17 protein-coding genes are annotated in these 17,196 nt (G+C 69.6%); 15 read left to right on the top strand and 2 right to left on the bottom strand.

Translation table 11 applies throughout. The features are described from left to right. Positions 1 to 14: 14 nt before the first annotated feature. Positions 15 to 653: a hypothetical protein gene (locus SJY07_RS02110; protein WP_380156712.1), complete on the bottom strand. Its 639-nt coding sequence runs from the start codon at positions 651 to 653 to the stop codon at positions 15 to 17. A 246-nt stretch (positions 654 to 899) separates the two neighbouring features. Between SJY07_RS02110 and SJY07_RS02105 the strand changes: the two genes are divergently transcribed. The 11 genes from SJY07_RS02105 to pilO all read left to right on the top strand — a co-directional run bounded on the left by SJY07_RS02105 (position 900) and on the right by pilO (position 11,955). After that, complete coding sequence (locus SJY07_RS02105; protein WP_380156710.1) at positions 900 to 2,318, top strand: type IV pilus twitching motility protein PilT; 1,419 nt, start codon at positions 900 to 902, stop codon at positions 2,316 to 2,318. Positions 2,319 to 2,332: 14 nt separating this feature from the next. After that, positions 2,333 to 3,592 carry a type II secretion system F family protein gene (locus tag SJY07_RS02100; RefSeq protein WP_380156709.1) on the top strand — a complete coding sequence of 420 codons (1,260 nt, stop codon included), beginning with the start codon at positions 2,333 to 2,335 and terminating at the stop codon, positions 3,590 to 3,592. Further along, the gene (locus SJY07_RS02095; RefSeq protein WP_380156707.1) at positions 3,592 to 4,011 is read left to right on the top strand and encodes a type II secretion system protein; all 420 of its coding nucleotides are present in this window, start codon (positions 3,592 to 3,594) and stop codon (positions 4,009 to 4,011) included. The genes SJY07_RS02100 and SJY07_RS02095 overlap by 1 nt, the downstream gene beginning before the upstream one ends. A 214-nt stretch (positions 4,012 to 4,225) precedes the next feature. After that, the gene (locus tag SJY07_RS02090; RefSeq protein WP_380156705.1) at positions 4,226 to 4,666 is read left to right on the top strand and encodes a type II secretion system protein; all 441 of its coding nucleotides are present in this window, start codon (positions 4,226 to 4,228) and stop codon (positions 4,664 to 4,666) included. 111 nt (positions 4,667 to 4,777) lie between these two features. Next, positions 4,778 to 6,022: a prepilin-type N-terminal cleavage/methylation domain-containing protein gene (locus SJY07_RS02085; RefSeq protein WP_380156703.1), complete on the top strand. Its 1,245-nt coding sequence runs from the start codon at positions 4,778 to 4,780 to the stop codon at positions 6,020 to 6,022. A 5-nt stretch (positions 6,023 to 6,027) separates the two neighbouring features. Further along, entirely contained in the window at positions 6,028 to 6,786 is a 759-nt protein-coding gene (locus SJY07_RS02080) for a type II secretion system protein J (protein ID WP_380162103.1), read from the top strand. A gap of 12 nt (positions 6,787 to 6,798) precedes the next feature. Further along, positions 6,799 to 8,658 carry a hypothetical protein gene (locus SJY07_RS02075; protein WP_380156701.1) on the top strand — a complete coding sequence of 620 codons (1,860 nt, stop codon included), beginning with the start codon at positions 6,799 to 6,801 and terminating at the stop codon, positions 8,656 to 8,658. Beyond that, on the top strand, positions 8,619 to 9,443 hold the full coding sequence (locus SJY07_RS02070) for a prepilin peptidase (protein WP_380156699.1): 825 nt from the start codon (positions 8,619 to 8,621) through the stop codon (positions 9,441 to 9,443). Before SJY07_RS02075 ends, SJY07_RS02070 begins: the two co-directional genes overlap by 40 nt. A 121-nt stretch (positions 9,444 to 9,564) precedes the next feature. After that, positions 9,565 to 10,611 carry a type IV pilus assembly protein PilM gene (pilM, locus tag SJY07_RS02065; RefSeq protein ID WP_380156697.1) on the top strand — a complete coding sequence of 349 codons (1,047 nt, stop codon included), beginning with the start codon at positions 9,565 to 9,567 and terminating at the stop codon, positions 10,609 to 10,611. Beyond that, on the top strand, positions 10,608 to 11,258 hold the full coding sequence (locus tag SJY07_RS02060) for a PilN domain-containing protein (RefSeq protein ID WP_380156695.1): 651 nt from the start codon (positions 10,608 to 10,610) through the stop codon (positions 11,256 to 11,258). The genes pilM and SJY07_RS02060 overlap by 4 nt, the downstream gene beginning before the upstream one ends. Before the next feature lie 22 nt (positions 11,259 to 11,280). Continuing rightward, a complete protein-coding gene (gene pilO, locus SJY07_RS02055; protein ID WP_380156693.1) occupies positions 11,281 to 11,955 on the top strand; it encodes a type 4a pilus biogenesis protein PilO in 675 nt (224 codons plus the stop codon). A 52-nt stretch (positions 11,956 to 12,007) separates the two neighbouring features. Here the strand turns inward: pilO and SJY07_RS02050 are convergent, their stop codons facing one another. Then, positions 12,008 to 12,457 (bottom strand): hypothetical protein, encoded by a 450-nt coding sequence (locus tag SJY07_RS02050; protein WP_380156691.1) that lies wholly within the window; start codon positions 12,455 to 12,457, stop codon positions 12,008 to 12,010. 10 nt (positions 12,458 to 12,467) lie between these two features. On the opposite strand from SJY07_RS02050, the gene SJY07_RS02045 reads away from it, so the two are divergent. The 4 genes from SJY07_RS02045 to aroB all read left to right on the top strand — a co-directional run bounded on the left by SJY07_RS02045 (position 12,468) and on the right by aroB (position 17,185). Then, complete coding sequence (locus tag SJY07_RS02045) at positions 12,468 to 13,064, top strand: hypothetical protein (RefSeq protein ID WP_380156689.1); 597 nt, start codon at positions 12,468 to 12,470, stop codon at positions 13,062 to 13,064. Beyond that, the gene (locus SJY07_RS02040; protein WP_380156687.1) at positions 13,051 to 14,478 is read left to right on the top strand and encodes a cell wall-binding repeat-containing protein; all 1,428 of its coding nucleotides are present in this window, start codon (positions 13,051 to 13,053) and stop codon (positions 14,476 to 14,478) included. Before SJY07_RS02045 ends, SJY07_RS02040 begins: the two co-directional genes overlap by 14 nt. A 146-nt stretch (positions 14,479 to 14,624) precedes the next feature. Then, positions 14,625 to 16,100, top strand: coding sequence for a shikimate kinase (locus tag SJY07_RS02035; RefSeq protein ID WP_380156685.1), 1,476 nt, complete (start codon positions 14,625 to 14,627; stop codon positions 16,098 to 16,100). Further along, entirely contained in the window at positions 16,097 to 17,185 is a 1,089-nt protein-coding gene (aroB, locus tag SJY07_RS02030; RefSeq protein WP_380156683.1) for a 3-dehydroquinate synthase, read from the top strand. The genes SJY07_RS02035 and aroB overlap by 4 nt, the downstream gene beginning before the upstream one ends. Positions 17,186 to 17,196 lie beyond the last annotated feature (11 nt).

Below are 17,196 nucleotides of genomic sequence, written 5' to 3'. Positions count from 1 at the left end.
GGGCGCGTCTGCGGTCAGGACGCGGTGAACCGTGCCTGCGAGAGGTCCACGGTGAGCTGCGCGGCTGGCGGCGTCGTGCGGTCCGGGTCGGTGGTCGCGCTGGCCACGGTCCACACCGCCAGCGTCGCCGGCCCGTCGCCCCAGGCCGCGTCGCGGGCGAAGACGTGCTTGTCGGTCACGGGCCGGTCGACCGCGACGTCCAGGGCCCCGGTCGCGGGGCACGAGGCGCTGCTCTGCTCCGATGCCGACGCCGCGAGGGCGTCCGACGTCGCCCACCACGACCCACCGGGGGCGGAGTCGCTCGCGCACGAGAGCTGGACGTCGCGACCGGTCGTCGTGGACCAGGTCAGCGCCACCGAGACCGTCCTCGCCGACACGACCACCGACGTCGCCTCCACGCGCACCGCGCCGTCGTCGACGGAGGCGGTGCGGCCCTCGCCGGGCTGGGTGGTGAGGTCGTACGTCCCGAGCTGGGGGAGGTGCGCACCGGCCTGGGCCACCTCGTGCGCCTCGCGGGCCGAGCGGACCAGCAACGACGCGATCGTGACCAGGACGCCGACCGCGACGACGGCCGCGATCCCGCCCAGCCACACCAGCGGCCCACCCCGCTGCCGCCGCGTCGTGCCCCGGTCGTCCATCGCCTGCTGACTCACTGCTGTCCCCTCGGATTCCCTGTCCTGCGTGCGGGCAACAGCTTCCACCCCTCGCCTGGGAGGTGCCGGACGGAGACCGCGGCGGCGCACGTGACCTTCGTCGCGTCCACCGGGGAGGTGCACCACCCGAACGGGCCAGCGTCGTGATCGTCGCTCTCAAGGGGGTCCCCACCCCGACCGATGAGCACAGGGGAGTGCTGGAGGTCAGCGCTCTCCTTCGTCGTGGTCGTGTGTGTGGGGAGCGAGATGGACAACGCTGGTCAGGGCGGACAGCCCTCGGAGGCTTACGTCCCGGTGAACTTCCGACCGGGCGGGGGCGACGGGGTGCCTTCGGCGCGCCCGAACATCAGCGCGCTCCTGAAGCAGCTGGAGAGCGACGAGGCCGTGATCGCCGCGCCGCCCGCTCCCGCTCCTCAGGAGTTCCAGCTGGCGCCCGTGGTGGAGGAGGTGCCCCGGCACTCCTCCGCGCCCCTCGCTGTCCAGCCCGTCGCCCCGGTGCCCGTCGGCGTGCCCGTCGTGGCGCAGCTCGTCCCCGAGGCCCGGACCGAGCACCCCGAACCCGAGGCGCTCGTGACCTCGGGCGGTGACCCCGACCGCGGCGCGACCGTCCGCATCAACGAGGTCCTCATCCGCGCGCTGGAACTGGGGGCCTCCGACGTCCACTTCACCGTCGGGACGCCCCCCTCCGTCCGGGTGTCCGGCGAGGTCGAGCCCATGGCCGAGTTCCCGCGGATGACGACGAACGTGCTGCAGGAGATGATCTACGCGATCCTCACCCAGAAGCAGCGCGAGACCTTCGAGGCCAACCTCGAGCTCGACTTCGCGTACCAGGTGCCCGGGCACTCCCGCTTCCGCGTCAACGTCTACCGCCAGCGCGAGTCGACCGGGGCGGCGTTCCGCCAGATCCCCTTCGACATCAAACCCCTCGAGGACCTCGGCGTCCCGCCCGTGGTCGGTTCCTTCGCGAGCCTGCAGCGCGGGTTCGTCCTCGTGACGGGTCCCACCGGTTCCGGGAAGTCGACGACCCTCGCCTCGGTGGTGGACCTCGCGAACCGGACCCGCAAGGACCACATCATGACCGTCGAGGACCCCATCGAGTTCCTGCACCGGCACAAGAGCTGCATCGTCAACCAGCGCGAGGTGGGGGAGGACACCAAGTCCTTCGCCAACGCGCTGAAGAGCGTGCTGCGCCAGGACCCCGACATCATCCTCGTCGGCGAGATGCGCGACCTCGAGACGATCTCGGTGGCGTTGACCGCCGCCGAGACCGGTCACCTCGTCTTCGGCACCCTGCACACCTCCAGTGCCGCCTCCACGATCGACCGCGTCATCGACGTCTTCCCGCCCCACCAGCAGACCCAGATCCGCACCCAGTTCGCCGGTGCGATCCAGGGGATCGTCTGCCAGACGCTCTGCAAGCGCGCCGACGGCCGCGGCCGCGTCGTCGCCACCGAGGTCCTCGTCGCCACCCCCGCCATCCGCAACCTGATCCGCGAGGGCAAGACCCACCAGATCGGTTCGGCCATGCAGGCCGGGGCGCAGTTCGGGATGCACACCCTCGACCAGCACCTGGCCGAACTCGTGAAGACCCGCCAGATCACGTTCGAACACGGCCTGGAGAAGTGCTCCGCCGCCGACGAGTTCCGTCGCCTGACCGGGCGCTGAGAGAGGACAGACTGATGGCAACCGCCACCAAGGCGAAGCCCGCCGCCCGCCCGCAGCACGTGGCCTTCGAGTACTCCGCGCGCGACCGTTCAGGCAAGCTCGTCAAGGGGACGCTCGAGGCGAACGACTCCAACGCGGTCGCGCAGCGGCTGATCTCCCAGGGCATGGCCCCGGTCTCCATCGCGGAGTCCAAGGCCGGCAAGGGCGTCCAGATGGAGATCAACCTCCCCGGGGCGAACCGGGTGAAGTTGAAGGACCTGGCCCTGATGTCTCGGCAGTTCGCGACCATGGTTTCTTCCGGCCTGTCCTTGCTGAAGGCGTTGACGATCCTGTCGGAGCAGACCGAGAGCAAGAAGCTCGCGACAACGCTTCAAGAGGTCCGTGCCGAGGTCGAGAGCGGCACCTCCCTCTCGACGGCGTTGGCTCACCACACGGATGTCTTTCCTCCGCTGATGATCAACATGATCCGGGCGGGGGAGGTCGGCGGCTTCCTCGACCAGGTCCTGTTGCAGCTCGCCGAGAACTTCGAGTCCGAGGTCAAGTTGCGCGCCAAGGTGAAGTCGGCGATGACCTACCCGGTCGTCGTCTTCATCATCGCGATCCTGGCCGTCGTCGGGATGTTGCTGTTCATCGTGCCCATCTTCGCGAAGATGTTCTCCGACATGGGCGGCGACCTACCGCTCCCGACCAAGATCCTCGTCGCGCTGTCGCACGCCCTGCGGTTCGGTGCTCCGATCATCGTCGTCCTCGCCGTCGTGCTGCCCATCCTGTGGCGCAAGGTGAAGGACAAGCAGCAGGTACGCAACGTCGTCGACCCGATGAAGCTCAAGGCTCCGATCTTCGGGATGCTCGCGCAGAAGATCGCCCTGTCGCGGTTCACCCGGAACCTCGGGACCATGCTGCGATCGGGGGTGCCCATCCTGCAGAGCCTCGAGATCGTCGGGAGCGCCTCCGGCAACGTCGTCATCGAACGCGCCGCGAAGGACGTCATGGAGAGCGTGCGTGGCGGTAAGTCGCTGGCAGGACCGTTGGCCGAGCACGCGGTGTTCCCGGCGATGGTCGTGCAGATGATGAGCGTCGGTGAGGACACCGGCGCCCTGGACACCATGTTGCACAAGATCTCCGACTTCTACGACCAGGAGGTCGAAGCGACGACGGAAGCGCTGACCAGCCTCATCGAACCGCTGATGATCGCGTTCCTGGGCGGCATCATCGGGGCGATGATCGTCGCGATGTACATGCCGATCTTCGGCGTGTTCAACCTGATCAAGTGATGCGTCGCTTTCCGGCGGACCGGGACGACTCCGGGTTCACGTTGATCGAGCTCCTCGTCGTCATGATCATCATCGGGATTCTCGCCGCCATCGCCGTACCGGTCTTCCTCCAACAGCGGCAGAAGGCCGTGGACGCGTCGCTGCAGACGGACCTGAGATCGCTCGCGTTGCAGGAGGAGACGTACTACACCGACAACAACGGATACCTGGCGTTCGCGGCGACCACCAGTCCGACGATCATCGATCCGGTCAAGTTGAGTCCCGGCGTCTCCGCGAGCGTCGAGCTGAACAGCTCGAAGCAGTCCTACTGCGTCGTCGTGTCCCATCCCAAGGCCTCGCAGTCGCGGGTGCACATCAGCAGCAAGGGCGGACCGCAACCGTCGTCGGTCACGACCTGCCCCGCGGCCACCTCCTACTGAGGACCGCCCCCCGAGGACCACGCACCGAGAGTCGCCGGCTCACGGTGCGTGGTCCTCGTCGTTCACCGGCTTGGTCCCAACGGGTGATCGCGTGAACTGGGTCCTCAAGGAGATCGGGAGCCGGGCCGAAGAACTACTTGTCAGAGCCGCCACACCGGAAAGCCGGTGCGCGACCAGCGAGCGGCTCCGGAACTCACCGAAGGGGAGCATCGACATGCTCGCTCGCATCCGCAAGTCCATGAACGAGAAGGACCAGGGCTTCACCCTGATCGAGCTCCTCGTCGTCATGATCATCATCGGCATCCTCGCGGCCATCGCCATCCCGGTGTTCCTGAACCAGCGCAAGAAGGCCGTCGACACGTCGGTCCGCTCCGACCTCCGCACCATCGCGACGGCGGAGGAGACCTACTTCACCGACCAGCAGAAGTACGCGGCCATCGGAGGCACCGCCCCGGCTCTGCTCGTCGGCACCGACACCGTCAAGGCGTCTTCCGGCAACACGTTCATCATCGTCGGCCTCAGCGACGCGACGACCAAGGCTGCGATCGACGCCGGCTCCGGCTACTGCATCACCGGCAGCAACACCAAGGCGACCTCGAGCTTCTACTACAACTCGCTCTCTGGCGGTCTCACCACCACCCCTTGCCCGGCCTGATATCAGCCTGACACGACGGGCGGTCTCCCCGCAGAGGGAGACCGCCCGTTCGTCGATCCACCCCACGACCCGGCACCACCGACGACGGTCACCACGACGAGAGGAACGGCCATGGACGAGCGCGCGACACCGCGCGAGGCCGACGAGGGGTTCACGCTCCTGGAGGTCGTCGTCTCGATGCTGATCTTCGCCCTGATGAGCGCCGCCGTCGTCGGCCTGGTGATCAAGACGATCAGCACGTCGGGCAACGCGACGCAGCGGGCCGTGGCGGCGAACCTCGCTGAGCGTCAGAAGGAGTACCTGCTGGGTGTCGACTACCCCAGCGTCGTCACCGGTACCAACACCCAGACCGTCGACGGGCAGACCTACACCGTCGCGACGACGGTGACCCAGGTCGCCCGCAGCCAGACGGGGGACCGCTGCGACACCGCCGACGGGGCGAACCTCGCCTACAAGAGCATCGACGTCATCGTCACCTGGCCCGCCATGGGCTCCACGGACCCGGTCCGCAACGAGACGCTCCGCCAGATCCCGCAGGTCCAGGCCGGATCGACGCTGGGCGCGTTGAGCGTCTCCCTCAAGGACCAGAACGCCGCCGGCGTGAAGGGCCTCCCGGTCACGCTTCTGAACTCGGCGGGCGCGGTGGCCCGCACGGCGGCGACGGACACCTACGGGTGCGTGGTGTTCTCCGACCTCGCGGTCGGCAACTACTCCGCCCAGGTGAACGTCACCGGCTACGTCGGCAAGGACAACGTCCAGGCTCAGAGCCTCGCCTCCAAGGCCGCGGTCGCGGGAACCCAGGGGAAGTTCGGGACGATCCTCTACGCCCCCGCCGGTTCCCTCAAGTTCTTGACCTCCGTCCCCGCGGGGGCCACCGTTCCGGCGAACCTCGGAGCAGGGGTCAAGTCCACGAGTCACTCCACGGTCGCCGCCGCGCCCGGTGCAGTGATCGCCGGCTCGCTCAGCGGGTTGTTCCCTACGGCCCAGAAGGTGTGGGCCGGCCTCTGCTACGACTCCGCTTCGGTCGTCAGCAACTCCTCGGTGCCGGACGCCGTGAACCCGCCCACGCTGCCTCTCGCCCTCTACGCGGTTCCCGTGCAGGTGCAGGCCCAGGTCGCCGGCGGGTCGCCCAAGACCCTCACGGTATCGGCCGTCCACACGACGGGTGACGGTTGCACCACGGGGGAGACGCTGCAGCTCTCGAACGCGATGAACGACCAGGTGCGCAACCTGACCGTGGCGCTGCCGCCCGGCACCTGGCAGCTGCAGGTGAGCGACGGTTCCACCACGAAGCTCGTGGACTCCCCGTTCACCGTCTCCGCCTCCACGCCCGTTCAGAAGGTGAGTGCGCCGTGAACAGGATGCGTCGCACTCTCGCCCTCCTGCGCCGGAGCGCACACCGCGACGACGGGGTGTCGCTGATGGAGATGGTCGTCTCCATGGCCGTCGGGTCGATCCTGCTCGCCGCCGTCGGCGCGCTGACGGTCCGGATGATCGGGTACCTCGACAACCAGGACAAGCGCAACGCGGCCACCCAGCAGATCGGGACCGCCATGGACCTGGCTGCGAAGCAGATCCGCACCACGTACAAGCCGGGGGTGAGAAGCGCCGTCATCGTCGCCGGGCCCGAGACCTACGGGTTCTACGCCAACCTGCAGTCGTTGCCGACGGTCGTCGCCGCGAACCCGACAGCCCCTCCTGTGACGTTCACGCCGGAGGAGGTGTGGATCTGGACCGAGACGCTGAGCACGGGGCGCGAGCGGCTGTGCGACCAGGTCCGACCACTCAGCCTGGATGCGAAGGGAGTGGTCCAGTACCCGGCCCGCGACCTCTCCGTCGCGGCCAACCGCACCTGCCACGAGGTTCTCTCCAGCGTCTCGGCCGTGGCCTCCGACGGTACTGCGGCTCCCGCGACGTTCCGCTACCTCGACGCCGACGATCCGCTGGGCAGCAAGGGTGTCTCCACGTCGTCGCTGGCTGTCGACGCCTCGGGCAACGTCGTGAAGACGACGTCGATCCAGGCGGTCGAGATCACCGTCACGGCGAACGCCGGGACCCGCAAGCGTCCGATCGTGGTCACGGCCACGAACCGCATCACCTACGTCAACCCGCAGAACTAGGAGGCCGGTCCCGTGTCCAGGCGTCTCGTGCGCAACGACGAGGGCTTCACCATGCTCGTCGTCATGGCCAGCATGCTCCTCGTCCTCGGTCTGGTGCTGGCCGGTCTGACGTTCGCGATCACCGCGGTCAAGAACGGTCGCGCGTCGCAGGACACGAAGTCCGCGTTGTCGGCCGCGCAGGCCGGCATCGCGGACTACGTGGCCCGGCTCAACTCCTGCGACACGTACTGGGTGAACCAGTGCCCGGAGACGGCGGAGCCGAACCCGGCCATCGGCGGCTGGGCCACGTTGCCGGGGACCGCCGGCTCGAGCACCGCCCAGTACCAGCAGACGGTCGTGGCGAACCCCCTGACCACCGGCTTCCTGCGCCTGCAGGTCGTGGGACGCATCCAGGCCGGGACGAAGACGGTCGACTCGCGCACGCTGACGGTCGACCTCGGCAAGAACGGATTCCTCAAGTACCTCTACTACACCACCTACGAGACCCGCAGTCCGGCCGACCAGGCGCTGACGCAGGCGAAGAACGGCACGGTGGCCTCGCCCTCGTCCGGTGTCATGGGCTCGAGCGTCACCTACAAGTTCACCGGTGACCCGGCAGGAAGCACGCAGACGGTCACCCTGCAGAAGAACAACTCGTACACGCTGCTGGTACCCACCGAGGACCAGGTCAAGCGCGGTTGCGAACGCCCGATCTACGACGCGGCCGGCAACGCCGGCAGCAACCGGTCGACCTTCCCCCGCACGCTGAGGAACACCCTGACGGGGGTTTCGACCGAGATCTGGCCCGACTTCACGGACACGATCCCCTCCGAGTGGAGCAACAACCCGGGGAGGGGCTCCCCCTACTACACGGGTGCCAACAGCGCGTACTTCGACTGCACCCTCATCCAGTTCGGCAACGGCGACACGTTCGACGGGCCGGTGCACACCCAGGATGCCTTCTACATCCCGGGCGCACAGTCGGTGACGTTCGCGCAGCCCGTCACGACCAACTTCCCCGGTAGCGGGGTAGGGGCCGCGAAGAAGTACTACTGGGGTTCCGGATCGACGACCACGGGCAGCAACCAGCCCAAGGGTCCCACGAGCATCCAGATCCCCAGCACCAACACCGACACCCTCACCGCGGCCCAGGCCGGCGGCTGTGTCTACTCGGGCCCGACGGAGGTCGTCTTCCTCGATACCGGGAAGGTGAAGGTCCGCAGCCCGAACACCCGTAGCCAGGACGTCCGGGCCGGGTGCACCACGGGCGCCGGTGCCACCACCATGTCGTCCTTCCAGGTCATCGACCGCCCCTCCAACGGGGTCTTCTACGTGAAGAACCTCACCGGGCCGTCGGCCGGCACCTGCATCGCCGACTACCAGAGTGTTGCCGGCGATCAGAGCTCCTACGACAACAGCAACTGCACGGCGGGTGACGCCTTCGTCAGTGGTTCCGTCAACGGTCGCTTCACCGTCAGCTCCGCGCACAACGTCCTCGTGGTCGACGACACGGTCTACAAGTCCAAGCTCGCGGGCACCGACGTCCTGGGCCTCATCGCGCAGAAGAACGTCTCGATCTGGCACCCCGTCAGTGCCGGCAGGGTGGAACTGGCGGACGTGACCAACCGGGAGGTCGACGCCGCGATCGCGGCAGTGGCCGGCAGCTTCAGCGTCCTCAACTACGACATCGGCTCTCCGTTGGGGAACCTCACGGTCAAGGGCGTCATCGTGCAGAAGTTCCGTGGCACGGTGGCGACCGGTGGCGGGGGAACGGGCTACAGCAAGAAGTACAGCTGGGACGCGCGCCTCCCCACCCTGCCACCACCGTTCTTCCTCGCCCCGGAGAACGACCCATGGTCGGTGACGACCCTGTCGGAACAGCAGTCACCGTGAGGCTGGCCCTGGCCTGCGCGTTCGTCGGCCTGCTCATCGGATCCTTCCTGAACGTGGTCATCCACCGTGTTCCTGCGGGGGAGTCGGTGGTGCGGCCGCCGAGCGCGTGCCCGGGCTGCCGCCACGAGATCCGCCGGCGCGACAACGTCCCGGTGCTCTCCTGGCTGGTCCTGCGCGGGCGTTGCCGCGACTGTCGGGCACGGATCTCCGTTCGCTACCCCCTGGTGGAAGCCGGGACCGGTCTGCTCTTCGGAATCGTCGGGTGGTGGGTCGGACCCGCCTGGGAACTGCCGGCCTACCTGTACCTCGCGGCCATCGGCGTCGCGCTCACGATGATCGACCTGGACGTGCGGCGACTGCCCGACGCGATCGTCCTCCCGGCCTACCCGGTGGCGCTCCTGCTGCTGACCGGTGCAGCCGCCCTGTCGGGGGAGTGGGGACAGCTCCTGCGGGCCCTCATCGGTTGCGCGGCCGTGTTCCTGCTCTACGGGATCCTCTTCGTCGTGAAACCCGGTGGCATGGGTTTCGGGGACGTCAAGCTCTCAGGGGTGCTCGGCCTCTACCTCGGGTGGTGGAGCTGGAGCGCCCTGGCGGTCGGCACCTTCGCCGCGTTCCTGCTGGGAGGCGTCGTGGGCCTCGCGCTCGTGGTCGCCGGCCGCGCGGGCCGCAAGGCGCGCATCCCCTTCGGCCCGTGGATGATCGCCGGGGGTTTCCTCGGGATCCTCGTCGCCGATCCCATCGTGCACGGCTACTTCCAGCTCGTCGGGCTGGGAGACGTGGTCTGAGACCTCGAAGCCTCAAGTCGCCCCACCGGTGACCCGAAGATCTCCAGAGAAGCACGTGGGACCTGCCCCACGACCAACCCTCTCGCCACTCCGGCGGGACACGAGAATCAGAGGAGGCGTCGTGCCCGGACGTACCGCGGTCGGCCTCGACATCGGAACCTCGGGTGTGCGTGCGGCCGAACTTTCCTACGGCCGTGGCGGCATCACCCTGGAGAAGTTCGGTCAGGTCGCCCTCCCCGAAGGCGCTGTGCGCGACGGTGAGGTCATCGACCGTCCGATCGTGGTCGACGCCCTGAAGGCCCTCTGGAAGGGATCGGGCTTCACCAACAAGCACGTCGGCCTCGGGATCGCCAACCAGCGCGTCGTCGTCCGGCAGGTCGACCTGCCCTGGATGCGTCCCGAGGAACTGAAGGCCTCCCTCCCGCTGCAGGTGCAGGACTACCTGCCCATGGCGGTCGGCGAGAGCGTCATCGACTTCCACGTCACCGAGGAGCTCAACGCTCCGGAGGGCCGGCAGTTGCGCGGCCTGCTCGTGGCCGCGGCCCGCGAGATGATCGCGAACAACGTCGAGGCCGTCCAGGCCGCAGGTCTGTTCGTCGACTCGGTCGACCTCACCTCCTTCGCGGTCCTCCGCTCCGTGGGCAAGGTCAACTCCGAGGTGGCGACCGAGGCCCTGCTCGACGTCGGGGCCCGCGTGTCGAACCTCGTCATCCACTCCGCCGGCCAGCCCCGCTTCGTGCGTGTGCTGCTCTCCGGCGGCCAGGACGTGACCGACGCCGTGGCCGAGCGCCTCGGGGTGCCCTCCGCGTTCGCGGAAGCCGTCAAACGCGGTGGGGTCGACGACCTCGACCCCCGTGAGGCGGACCTCCTCCGCAGCGCGGTGGACCTCATGACGGAAGTGTTCGTCGATGAGATCCGCAGTTCCATCGACTACTACTCGGCCTCCAACCCGCAGTTCCCGGTCGAGCGCATCGTGGTGTCCGGTGGTGGTTCCCTGCTCGAGGGCCTGGTCGAACGGCTCGGTCAGGCCACCCGCCGTGCCGTGGTGGCCGGTGACCCCATCTCGGGGCTGCACATCGGCCGGACAGGTCTCGACGAACAGCAGCTCCTCACCGTCAACCCCCTCGCCGCCGTCCCGGTGGGTCTCGCCCTCGGAGTGATCTCATGAGCTTCCAGACCCTCGAAGCCGTGGCGGCGGGAACCCGGACGGTTCGCGTCAACCTGCTCCCCCCGGAGTACACGAAGGCGCGGGGAACCCGTCGTCTCCGCATCGCGCTGGTGGCGGGCGTGGTCCTGGTGGCCGGGGCCTGCGGCGCGGCCGGAGTGATCAGCGCCGGTCACGTGTCCGACGCCCAGGCCGGCTTGGACGCTGAGCAGTCCCGGACCTCGACCCTGCGGGCGGCGCAAGCGCCCTACGCGGAGGTGCCGGCCGTGCTCGAGGCCCTCTCGAAGGCCCAGGCCGTTCAGACGCAGGTCCAGTCCTCCGAGATCCCCTACTACCGCTACGTCGACCTGTTCGCGGCGAACACCCCGGCCGACCTCACCTACACCTCTCTCGCGATGACGACGAACGCGGCCAGCACGGTGACCTCGACGACGGCGGATCCGCTCGCAGCCGCCGGTATCGCCTCCGTCACCGTCAGCGCCGTGGCCAAGGAACAGTCGCAGATCGCGACCTGGATGGACCAGGTGAACACGATCCCCGGGGTCACCGGGGCGACGCTGCTCAGCAGTTCCCTGAACACCGACGACGGCACCGTGACCTTCAACGCCACGGCCACCCTGACCGACGACGCGCTCCTGCGTCAGCAGTGACGAGAGGACAGGAGGTAACGACATGACCACGTCCAAGAACACCGTGTGGGTCGCCGCTGCTGCAGTTCTCGCGGCGCTGCTGGTCGTCGCGACGTACTTGCTGGTGATCGCTCCCCAGCGCACGGAAGCCGCGGACCTCACGACCCAGGCTGCCGGGGTGGCTCAGAGCAACGCCCAGATCGAGTCCGAGACAGAGCGGCTGAAGGCCGAGTTCGTCACCCTCGACGACAAGAAGCGAGAGCTGGCGGCCATCCAGTCGACGCTGCCGGCCCAGGCAGACGTCCCGGGTCTGCTGCGCCAGCTCCAGGGCTACGCGACCACCGCCGGCGTCTCGTTGACGACGGTCACCCCCTCGAGCGCGGTGGCCTACGCCCCCGCCGGCACCGATGCAGCCCCGGGCACCGCGACGGGGGTCTACTCGATCCCCTTGTCCGTCGAGGTCGCAGGGAGCTTCTCCGGGATCGAGCTCTACCTGAAGAACGTGGAGGCGGACATGGGCCGCTTCTACCTGGTCGACGGCGCGTCCCTGACCTCCGGGGCGGGCGCCAGCAGCGCGGAGGTGTCCGCGACGATCACCGGTCAGGTCTTCGTCTACCAGGGTGGGGCTACGTCCGCGGCGGCGACGACCGCCTCCGCTGGTTCCGCCTCTTCCACCTCAGGGGCTGTGGCCCCCCTCTCCACCACCACGGAGCAGTGATGAGCTTCCAGAACGGGCCCGGTGACGAGGCCCCCCCGCAGCCGGAGTCCAGCTACTTCGACCAGAATTCCGCCGGGGTCCGTAGCGGGCGAGGTCTCCGTTCCCTGCTCGCCGGCGCCGCCGGCGTCGCTGTCCTCGGCGGAGGCGCCCTCGGGTTCCTCTGGGTGAGCAGCACCCCGGGAGCGGACACCGCCTCCGCGGCGGTTCCTGGGGCCGTCATCACCTCCTCCGCTCCGCAGACCTCCACCTCGGCGGGGACGGCGTTCACGGTGACCGACCGGGACGTCTTCGCCCAGGCGAGCGTCACCCCGACCGTCACGAGCAACGCCGGGTCGGGCAGTGCGTCCAGCGGCGGATCCGGGACGACCGGTGCAGCCTCGGGGTCGACCGGCGTGAGCTCGACCACCACCAACCGGTCGACGAGCTCGTCCACGAGACCGTCGACGGCCACACCGACCGCATCCAGGCCGACCTCGTCCACGACGACGCGTCCGACGCTCACCCCGGCTCCGGTGACGAGCGCACCGTCGCCCGCCGCGTCGACGTCTCCTGGATGGGTCAAGCCCGACGTCAGGTTCCTGTCCGGAACCGATCTCCAGGGAACCTTCGAGATCGGCGGCGAGCAGCGCTCGTTCGCGAAGGGCGACCTGATCTACCCCCTCAACGTGCGGTACGCGGGCATCGTCATCGACACCACGGCCACGACCACCCCGGTGGTGACCCCGACGCCCACCGCGACGAGCACCGACACGACCGTCCCGTCCGTGACCGGCATCTTCCTGTCCGGCGACGACGCCGCCGTGGGCTGGCTCGTGACCTCCAACGCCGACGAACCGACGGTCCTGCCCGACGCAGCCCTGGGCAAGATCTCCGGGCGCGTGCGAGCGGCCGGCTCGGTGGCCGGCACGAAGGACCAGTACTCCGTCCGCGTCGGCGACCGGCAGGCCGTCGCCACCAAGGTGAACACCTCGGTCGACGGCAGCGGCCTCACGTTCAACGGGGTGTCGGACAAGCGTGTCCCGACCGCCTCGGTGTTCTTCACCGACGCCTCCGGCGTCGTGTTCTTCGGTCGTTTCGGTGGAGGGGAGTACGACGGTGTCTGGTTCTGAGCGCCGCGTCCGCGTCGGGGCACGTCGCCTGCTGACGGCGGGCGTCCTGGCGGGCGTCGGCATCGGTCTGGTCACGACCGGTGCCCAAGCGGCCACGCCGCTGCCTGACACCCCGGTCGTCGCCCACCGCACGGCCGGTTCCGACCGCTACGTCACGACGGCGCAGATGGAGGTCGAGTCCAGGGACACGGCCTACGTCGTCACCGGGGAGAAGTGGGCGGACGCTGTGACCGCCGCGGCGGTGGGTGGTCGCAGCGGGTCGAACATCTTCCTCACGCCCCACGACCAGCTCCCCGAATCCGTGCGCGCCGTCATCGGTCTCTACCGCAACGTCGTCGTCGTGGGTGGCGAGGGTTCCGTCGGGACCGGGGTGTGGACCTGGCTGCAGCAGAACACCCGAGCCTCGATCAGCCGCGTCGCGGGGGTGGACCGCTACGAGACCGCCGCGAAGCTGTCGGCCGCCTCGTTCGCCCCGGGCGTCGCCAACGTGCTCATCGCCACCGGGTCGGACTACGCCGACGCCCTGGCCGGCTCGTCCGCCGCCGAGAGCGTGGACTCGCCCGTCCTGCTCGTGCAGTCCGGTGAGATCCCGGCGTCCGTCGCGGCTGAGCTCACCCGGCTGCAGCCGAGGTCCGTCACCGTGCTCGGTGGCACGTCGTCGGTCAGCGACGCGGTGCTCACCCAGCTCAGGGGCTACACCACGGGTGCGGTCACCCGGCTCGCCGGGGCCGACCGTTACGGGACGGCCGTCGCGGTGAGCCGCACGTTCTTCGCGAACGGCGGCCGCTACCCGCAGTTGGCGTCCGGCACCGCGTGGCCGGACGCCATCGCGGCCGGCGCCTTCGCCGCGCACAACGCCTCTCCGGTCCTCCTGACGCCGCGGAACTGCGTCCCGCAGGACGTGAACGTGGAGATCGAGCGCCTCTCCGCCCGGGCCCTCCAGGCCGTCGGTGGAACTCCGTCCCTGGCCGACACCGCGATCGACCGCACGGACTGCGACGCGGTGCCCTCGACGTACCTCAGTGACCTCGCCGGGCCCACCGGCAACGCTGCCTACGTCACGGCGCACGCCTTCCTCGGCGGGCACTTCTACCCGCGGTCGATCGCCTACGTCACCGACCCGCGCAACTCCGAGTACCGGGTCTGGACGCTCGGCGGGACCTACCAGCGGTTCACCGCCACGGTCGGCGTGTCCGACGCGGCCACTTCGGGGCTCACCTCGCACGTCGAGGTCTTCGGAGACGACCGCCTGCTCGGTGCCTACGACGTGGGTGCCGGCAAGCCGGCGACGGTCGACGTCGCTGTCCGTGGCGTGCAGAACCTGAAGGTCGTGACGACGTCCTCGGCGCGGTCCGCGACGGACAGCGATGCACGGGCCAACAGCGTCTACCTCGGTGACGCCGGTCTGAACTGATCGAGGCAGGACGAAAGCCCGCACCCCCTCCTGGGGTGCGGGCTTGCGTCGTGGAGCCCGCACCCCCTCCGGGGTGCGGGCTTGCGTCGTGGTGCCAGCGCCTAGGATCGTGGCGCACCAGCCGCCCGCACCGCAGGAGCCCCTCCGTGATCGTCCTCGTCGGCTTCATGGGCGCCGGCAAGACGACCGTCGGGCGCCTGCTCGCTGACCGCCTGGGTCTGCCCTTCGTCGACACCGACCTCGTCATCGAGGAGCGTCGAGGTCGCTCGGTCCCCGAGATCTTCACGACCGACGGCGAGCCCGCCTTCCGCGATGCCGAGCAGACCGTCGTCGCCGACGTACTCGGCGGTCCGGAGAGCGTGGTGTCGCTCGGGGGCGGGGCCTGCGAGCGCCGGGCCACCCGTGACGTGCTGGCCTCCCACACCGTCGTGCACCTCGACGTCTCCTTCGCGCAGGCACGAGCCCGCACCGCGGGCGACACGAACCGGCCGATGCTGCACCGGCCCGGGCTGGAGCAGCTGCACGCCGATCGACGCACCGTCTTCGAGGCGCTCGCGGACGTGAGCGTCGTGACCGACGGACGCCACGCGGAGGCCATCGCGCTGGAGGCGCTGGACGGCGCCACCGCTCACGACGGGGTGCTGGTCGCAGTGCCCAGCGGTACCTGCCGGATCCGGGTGCGGGCGGGATCGCTCTCCTGCGTCGGATCCCTCCTGCCCGGGACGGAGTCCGTCCTCGTGGTGGCGCGCAGAGGCGACCCGGCCCTCCCGGAGGTGATCCAGGGACTTCATGGCCTCGTCCACGTGGAGGAACTTCCCGTCGGGGCCGTAGAGGTGCCAGGAGCCCACGGCCGCCTTGCCCGGCGTGCCGTCGGGGTGGAGCAGCCCGACGACGTCCTGCTTCTCGCCGTCGGGGACGAGGCCGTGGTCGGCGCCGTCTCCCTCATAGCGGGGGTGGACGACCGCGGGGTGCGCTGGGCGGCGGTCCCCCGTTCACTGGAGGCGATGGTCGCCTCCCCCCGCGGGGGCGAGGTCGCCGTGCTCGCCGACCCCGAGGGTGTGTCCCCGTCGACCGACGCCCGGTTCGCGTTGGGCCTCACGGAAGCCGTCAGAACTGCTCTGGTGGCCGACTTCGGGGACCTCGATTCCCTGATCGCGTCCGCAGTCGACGTGCTCGACGGTGACGGCGACGCCATCGCGAGGCTGGTCGGCCGGACGGCGCTCGCGAGGGCGCGTCTCCTCACCCGGGGCGAGGGCGGGGTGATCGAAGGTTGGCGGCTGGACTACGGGCGCACCTTCTCCGGTGCCTTCGCGCGGGTCCTCGCGGACGGTGCCGATGCCTCCTCGCTCGGGCTCATGGCCGCCGCCCACCTGTCCCGCCGGCTCGGGATGCTCGACGACGCCGGAGTGGCCGTGCACCGCCGCGCCCTGCGCGCGTTCGGGCTGGCGACCAGCGGACGCTTCGACCTCACGGCGCTGTGGCGGTCCCGGTCCGAGGAGACGCAGGCTGAGAACGGGGCCCGGTTCGTGCTGCTGCACGGCCCGGGCCGACCCGAGGCGGGGGTTCTCGCCTCGGACGACGCACTCACCGGTGCGTTGGACGACCTCGCGGAGGACAGATGACCACTACCGAACCCGTTCGCATCACCGTCGACGGAGACGCTCCGTACGACGTGCTCATCGGCAGGGGTCTGCTCGGTGAACTCCGGGGTCTGCTCGGGCCCAAGGTCGCGAAGGTTCTCGTGGTGCATCCGCGTGCGTTGCGCAGTACCGGGGAAGCAGTTCGTGACGACCTCGTGGGACAGGGGCTCGAAGCGATCCTCGCCGAGGTCCCCGACGGCGAGGAAGCGAAGTCCGCCGAGGTCGCCGCCTTCTGCTGGACCGTCCTGGGGCAGTCGGACTTCACCCGATCCGACGCCGTCGTCGGCGTCGGCGGGGGAGCAGTGACCGACCTCGCGGGTTTCGTCGCCGCGACCTGGTTGCGTGGGGTTCGCGTCGTGCAGGTGCCGACGACGCTGCTGGCCATGGTTGACGCGGCCGTCGGGGGGAAGACGGGGATCAACACCGCGGAGGGCAAGAACCTCGTGGGTTCGTTCCACCCGCCGGCCGGGGTGCTGTGCGACCTCGACGCGTTGGACACCCTCCCGTCGCACGACCTGCGCGCCGGCCTGGCCGAGGTCGTCAAGTGCGGTTTCATCGCCGACCCCCGGATCCTCGAACTGCTCGAGACCGACGTCGCCGCGGCGAGCGACCCCCGCTCGCCGGTGCTCGCCGAACTCGTCGAGCGCGCGGTTCGGGTCAAGGCCCGCGTGGTGGGGGAGGACCTCAAGGAGTCCGACCTGCGCGAGATCCTCAACTACGGCCACACCTTCGCGCACGCGGTGGAACTCGTGGAGCGCTACCAGTGGCGTCACGGCGCCGCTGTCAGCGTCGGGCTCGTCTACGTCGCGGAACTCGCCCGGATGGCGGGTCGGCTCTCTGACGCCGACGCGGACCGGCACAAGGCGGTGCTGTCGTCCCTCGGCCTGCCCACGACGTACCGCGGCGACCGGTGGCCTCAGCTGCTCGACGCGATGAAGCGGGACAAGAAGGCCCGGGGCGCGTTGCTGAGGTTCGTGGTGCTGGACGGGATCGGGAGGCCGTCGCGACTCGAAGGGCCGGACCCAGCCATGCTGCAGGCTGCCTACGCCGAGATCAGCCGGGACTGAGGCGCGGCCTC

Source organism: Kineococcus sp. R86509, from assembly GCF_042466365.1.
In the GTDB taxonomy this organism is placed as follows: Bacteria; Actinomycetota; Actinomycetes; order Actinomycetales; family Kineococcaceae; genus Kineococcus.
This window is presented reverse-complemented; position numbering and strand designations above follow the sequence as displayed.

Excerpts from the sequence above, each read along its gene's own strand:
- SJY07_RS02105 (WP_380156710.1), top strand. The coding sequence starts at position 900 with ATGGACAACGCTGGTCAGGGCGGACAGCCCTCGGAGGCTTACGTCCCG.
- SJY07_RS02100 (WP_380156709.1), top strand. The coding sequence starts at position 2,333 with ATGGCAACCGCCACCAAGGCGAAGCCCGCCGCCCGCCCGCAGCACGTG.
- SJY07_RS02095 (WP_380156707.1), top strand. The coding sequence starts at position 3,592 with ATGCGTCGCTTTCCGGCGGACCGGGACGACTCCGGGTTCACGTTGATC.
- SJY07_RS02090 (WP_380156705.1), top strand. The coding sequence starts at position 4,226 with ATGCTCGCTCGCATCCGCAAGTCCATGAACGAGAAGGACCAGGGCTTC.
- SJY07_RS02085 (WP_380156703.1), top strand. The coding sequence starts at position 4,778 with ATGGACGAGCGCGCGACACCGCGCGAGGCCGACGAGGGGTTCACGCTC.
- SJY07_RS02080 (WP_380162103.1), top strand. The coding sequence starts at position 6,028 with ATGCGTCGCACTCTCGCCCTCCTGCGCCGGAGCGCACACCGCGACGAC.
- SJY07_RS02070 (WP_380156699.1), top strand. The coding sequence starts at position 8,619 with ATGGTCGGTGACGACCCTGTCGGAACAGCAGTCACCGTGAGGCTGGCC.
- SJY07_RS02060 (WP_380156695.1), top strand. The coding sequence starts at position 10,608 with ATGAGCTTCCAGACCCTCGAAGCCGTGGCGGCGGGAACCCGGACGGTT.
- pilO (WP_380156693.1), top strand. The coding sequence starts at position 11,281 with ATGACCACGTCCAAGAACACCGTGTGGGTCGCCGCTGCTGCAGTTCTC.
- aroB (WP_380156683.1), top strand. The coding sequence starts at position 16,097 with ATGACCACTACCGAACCCGTTCGCATCACCGTCGACGGAGACGCTCCG.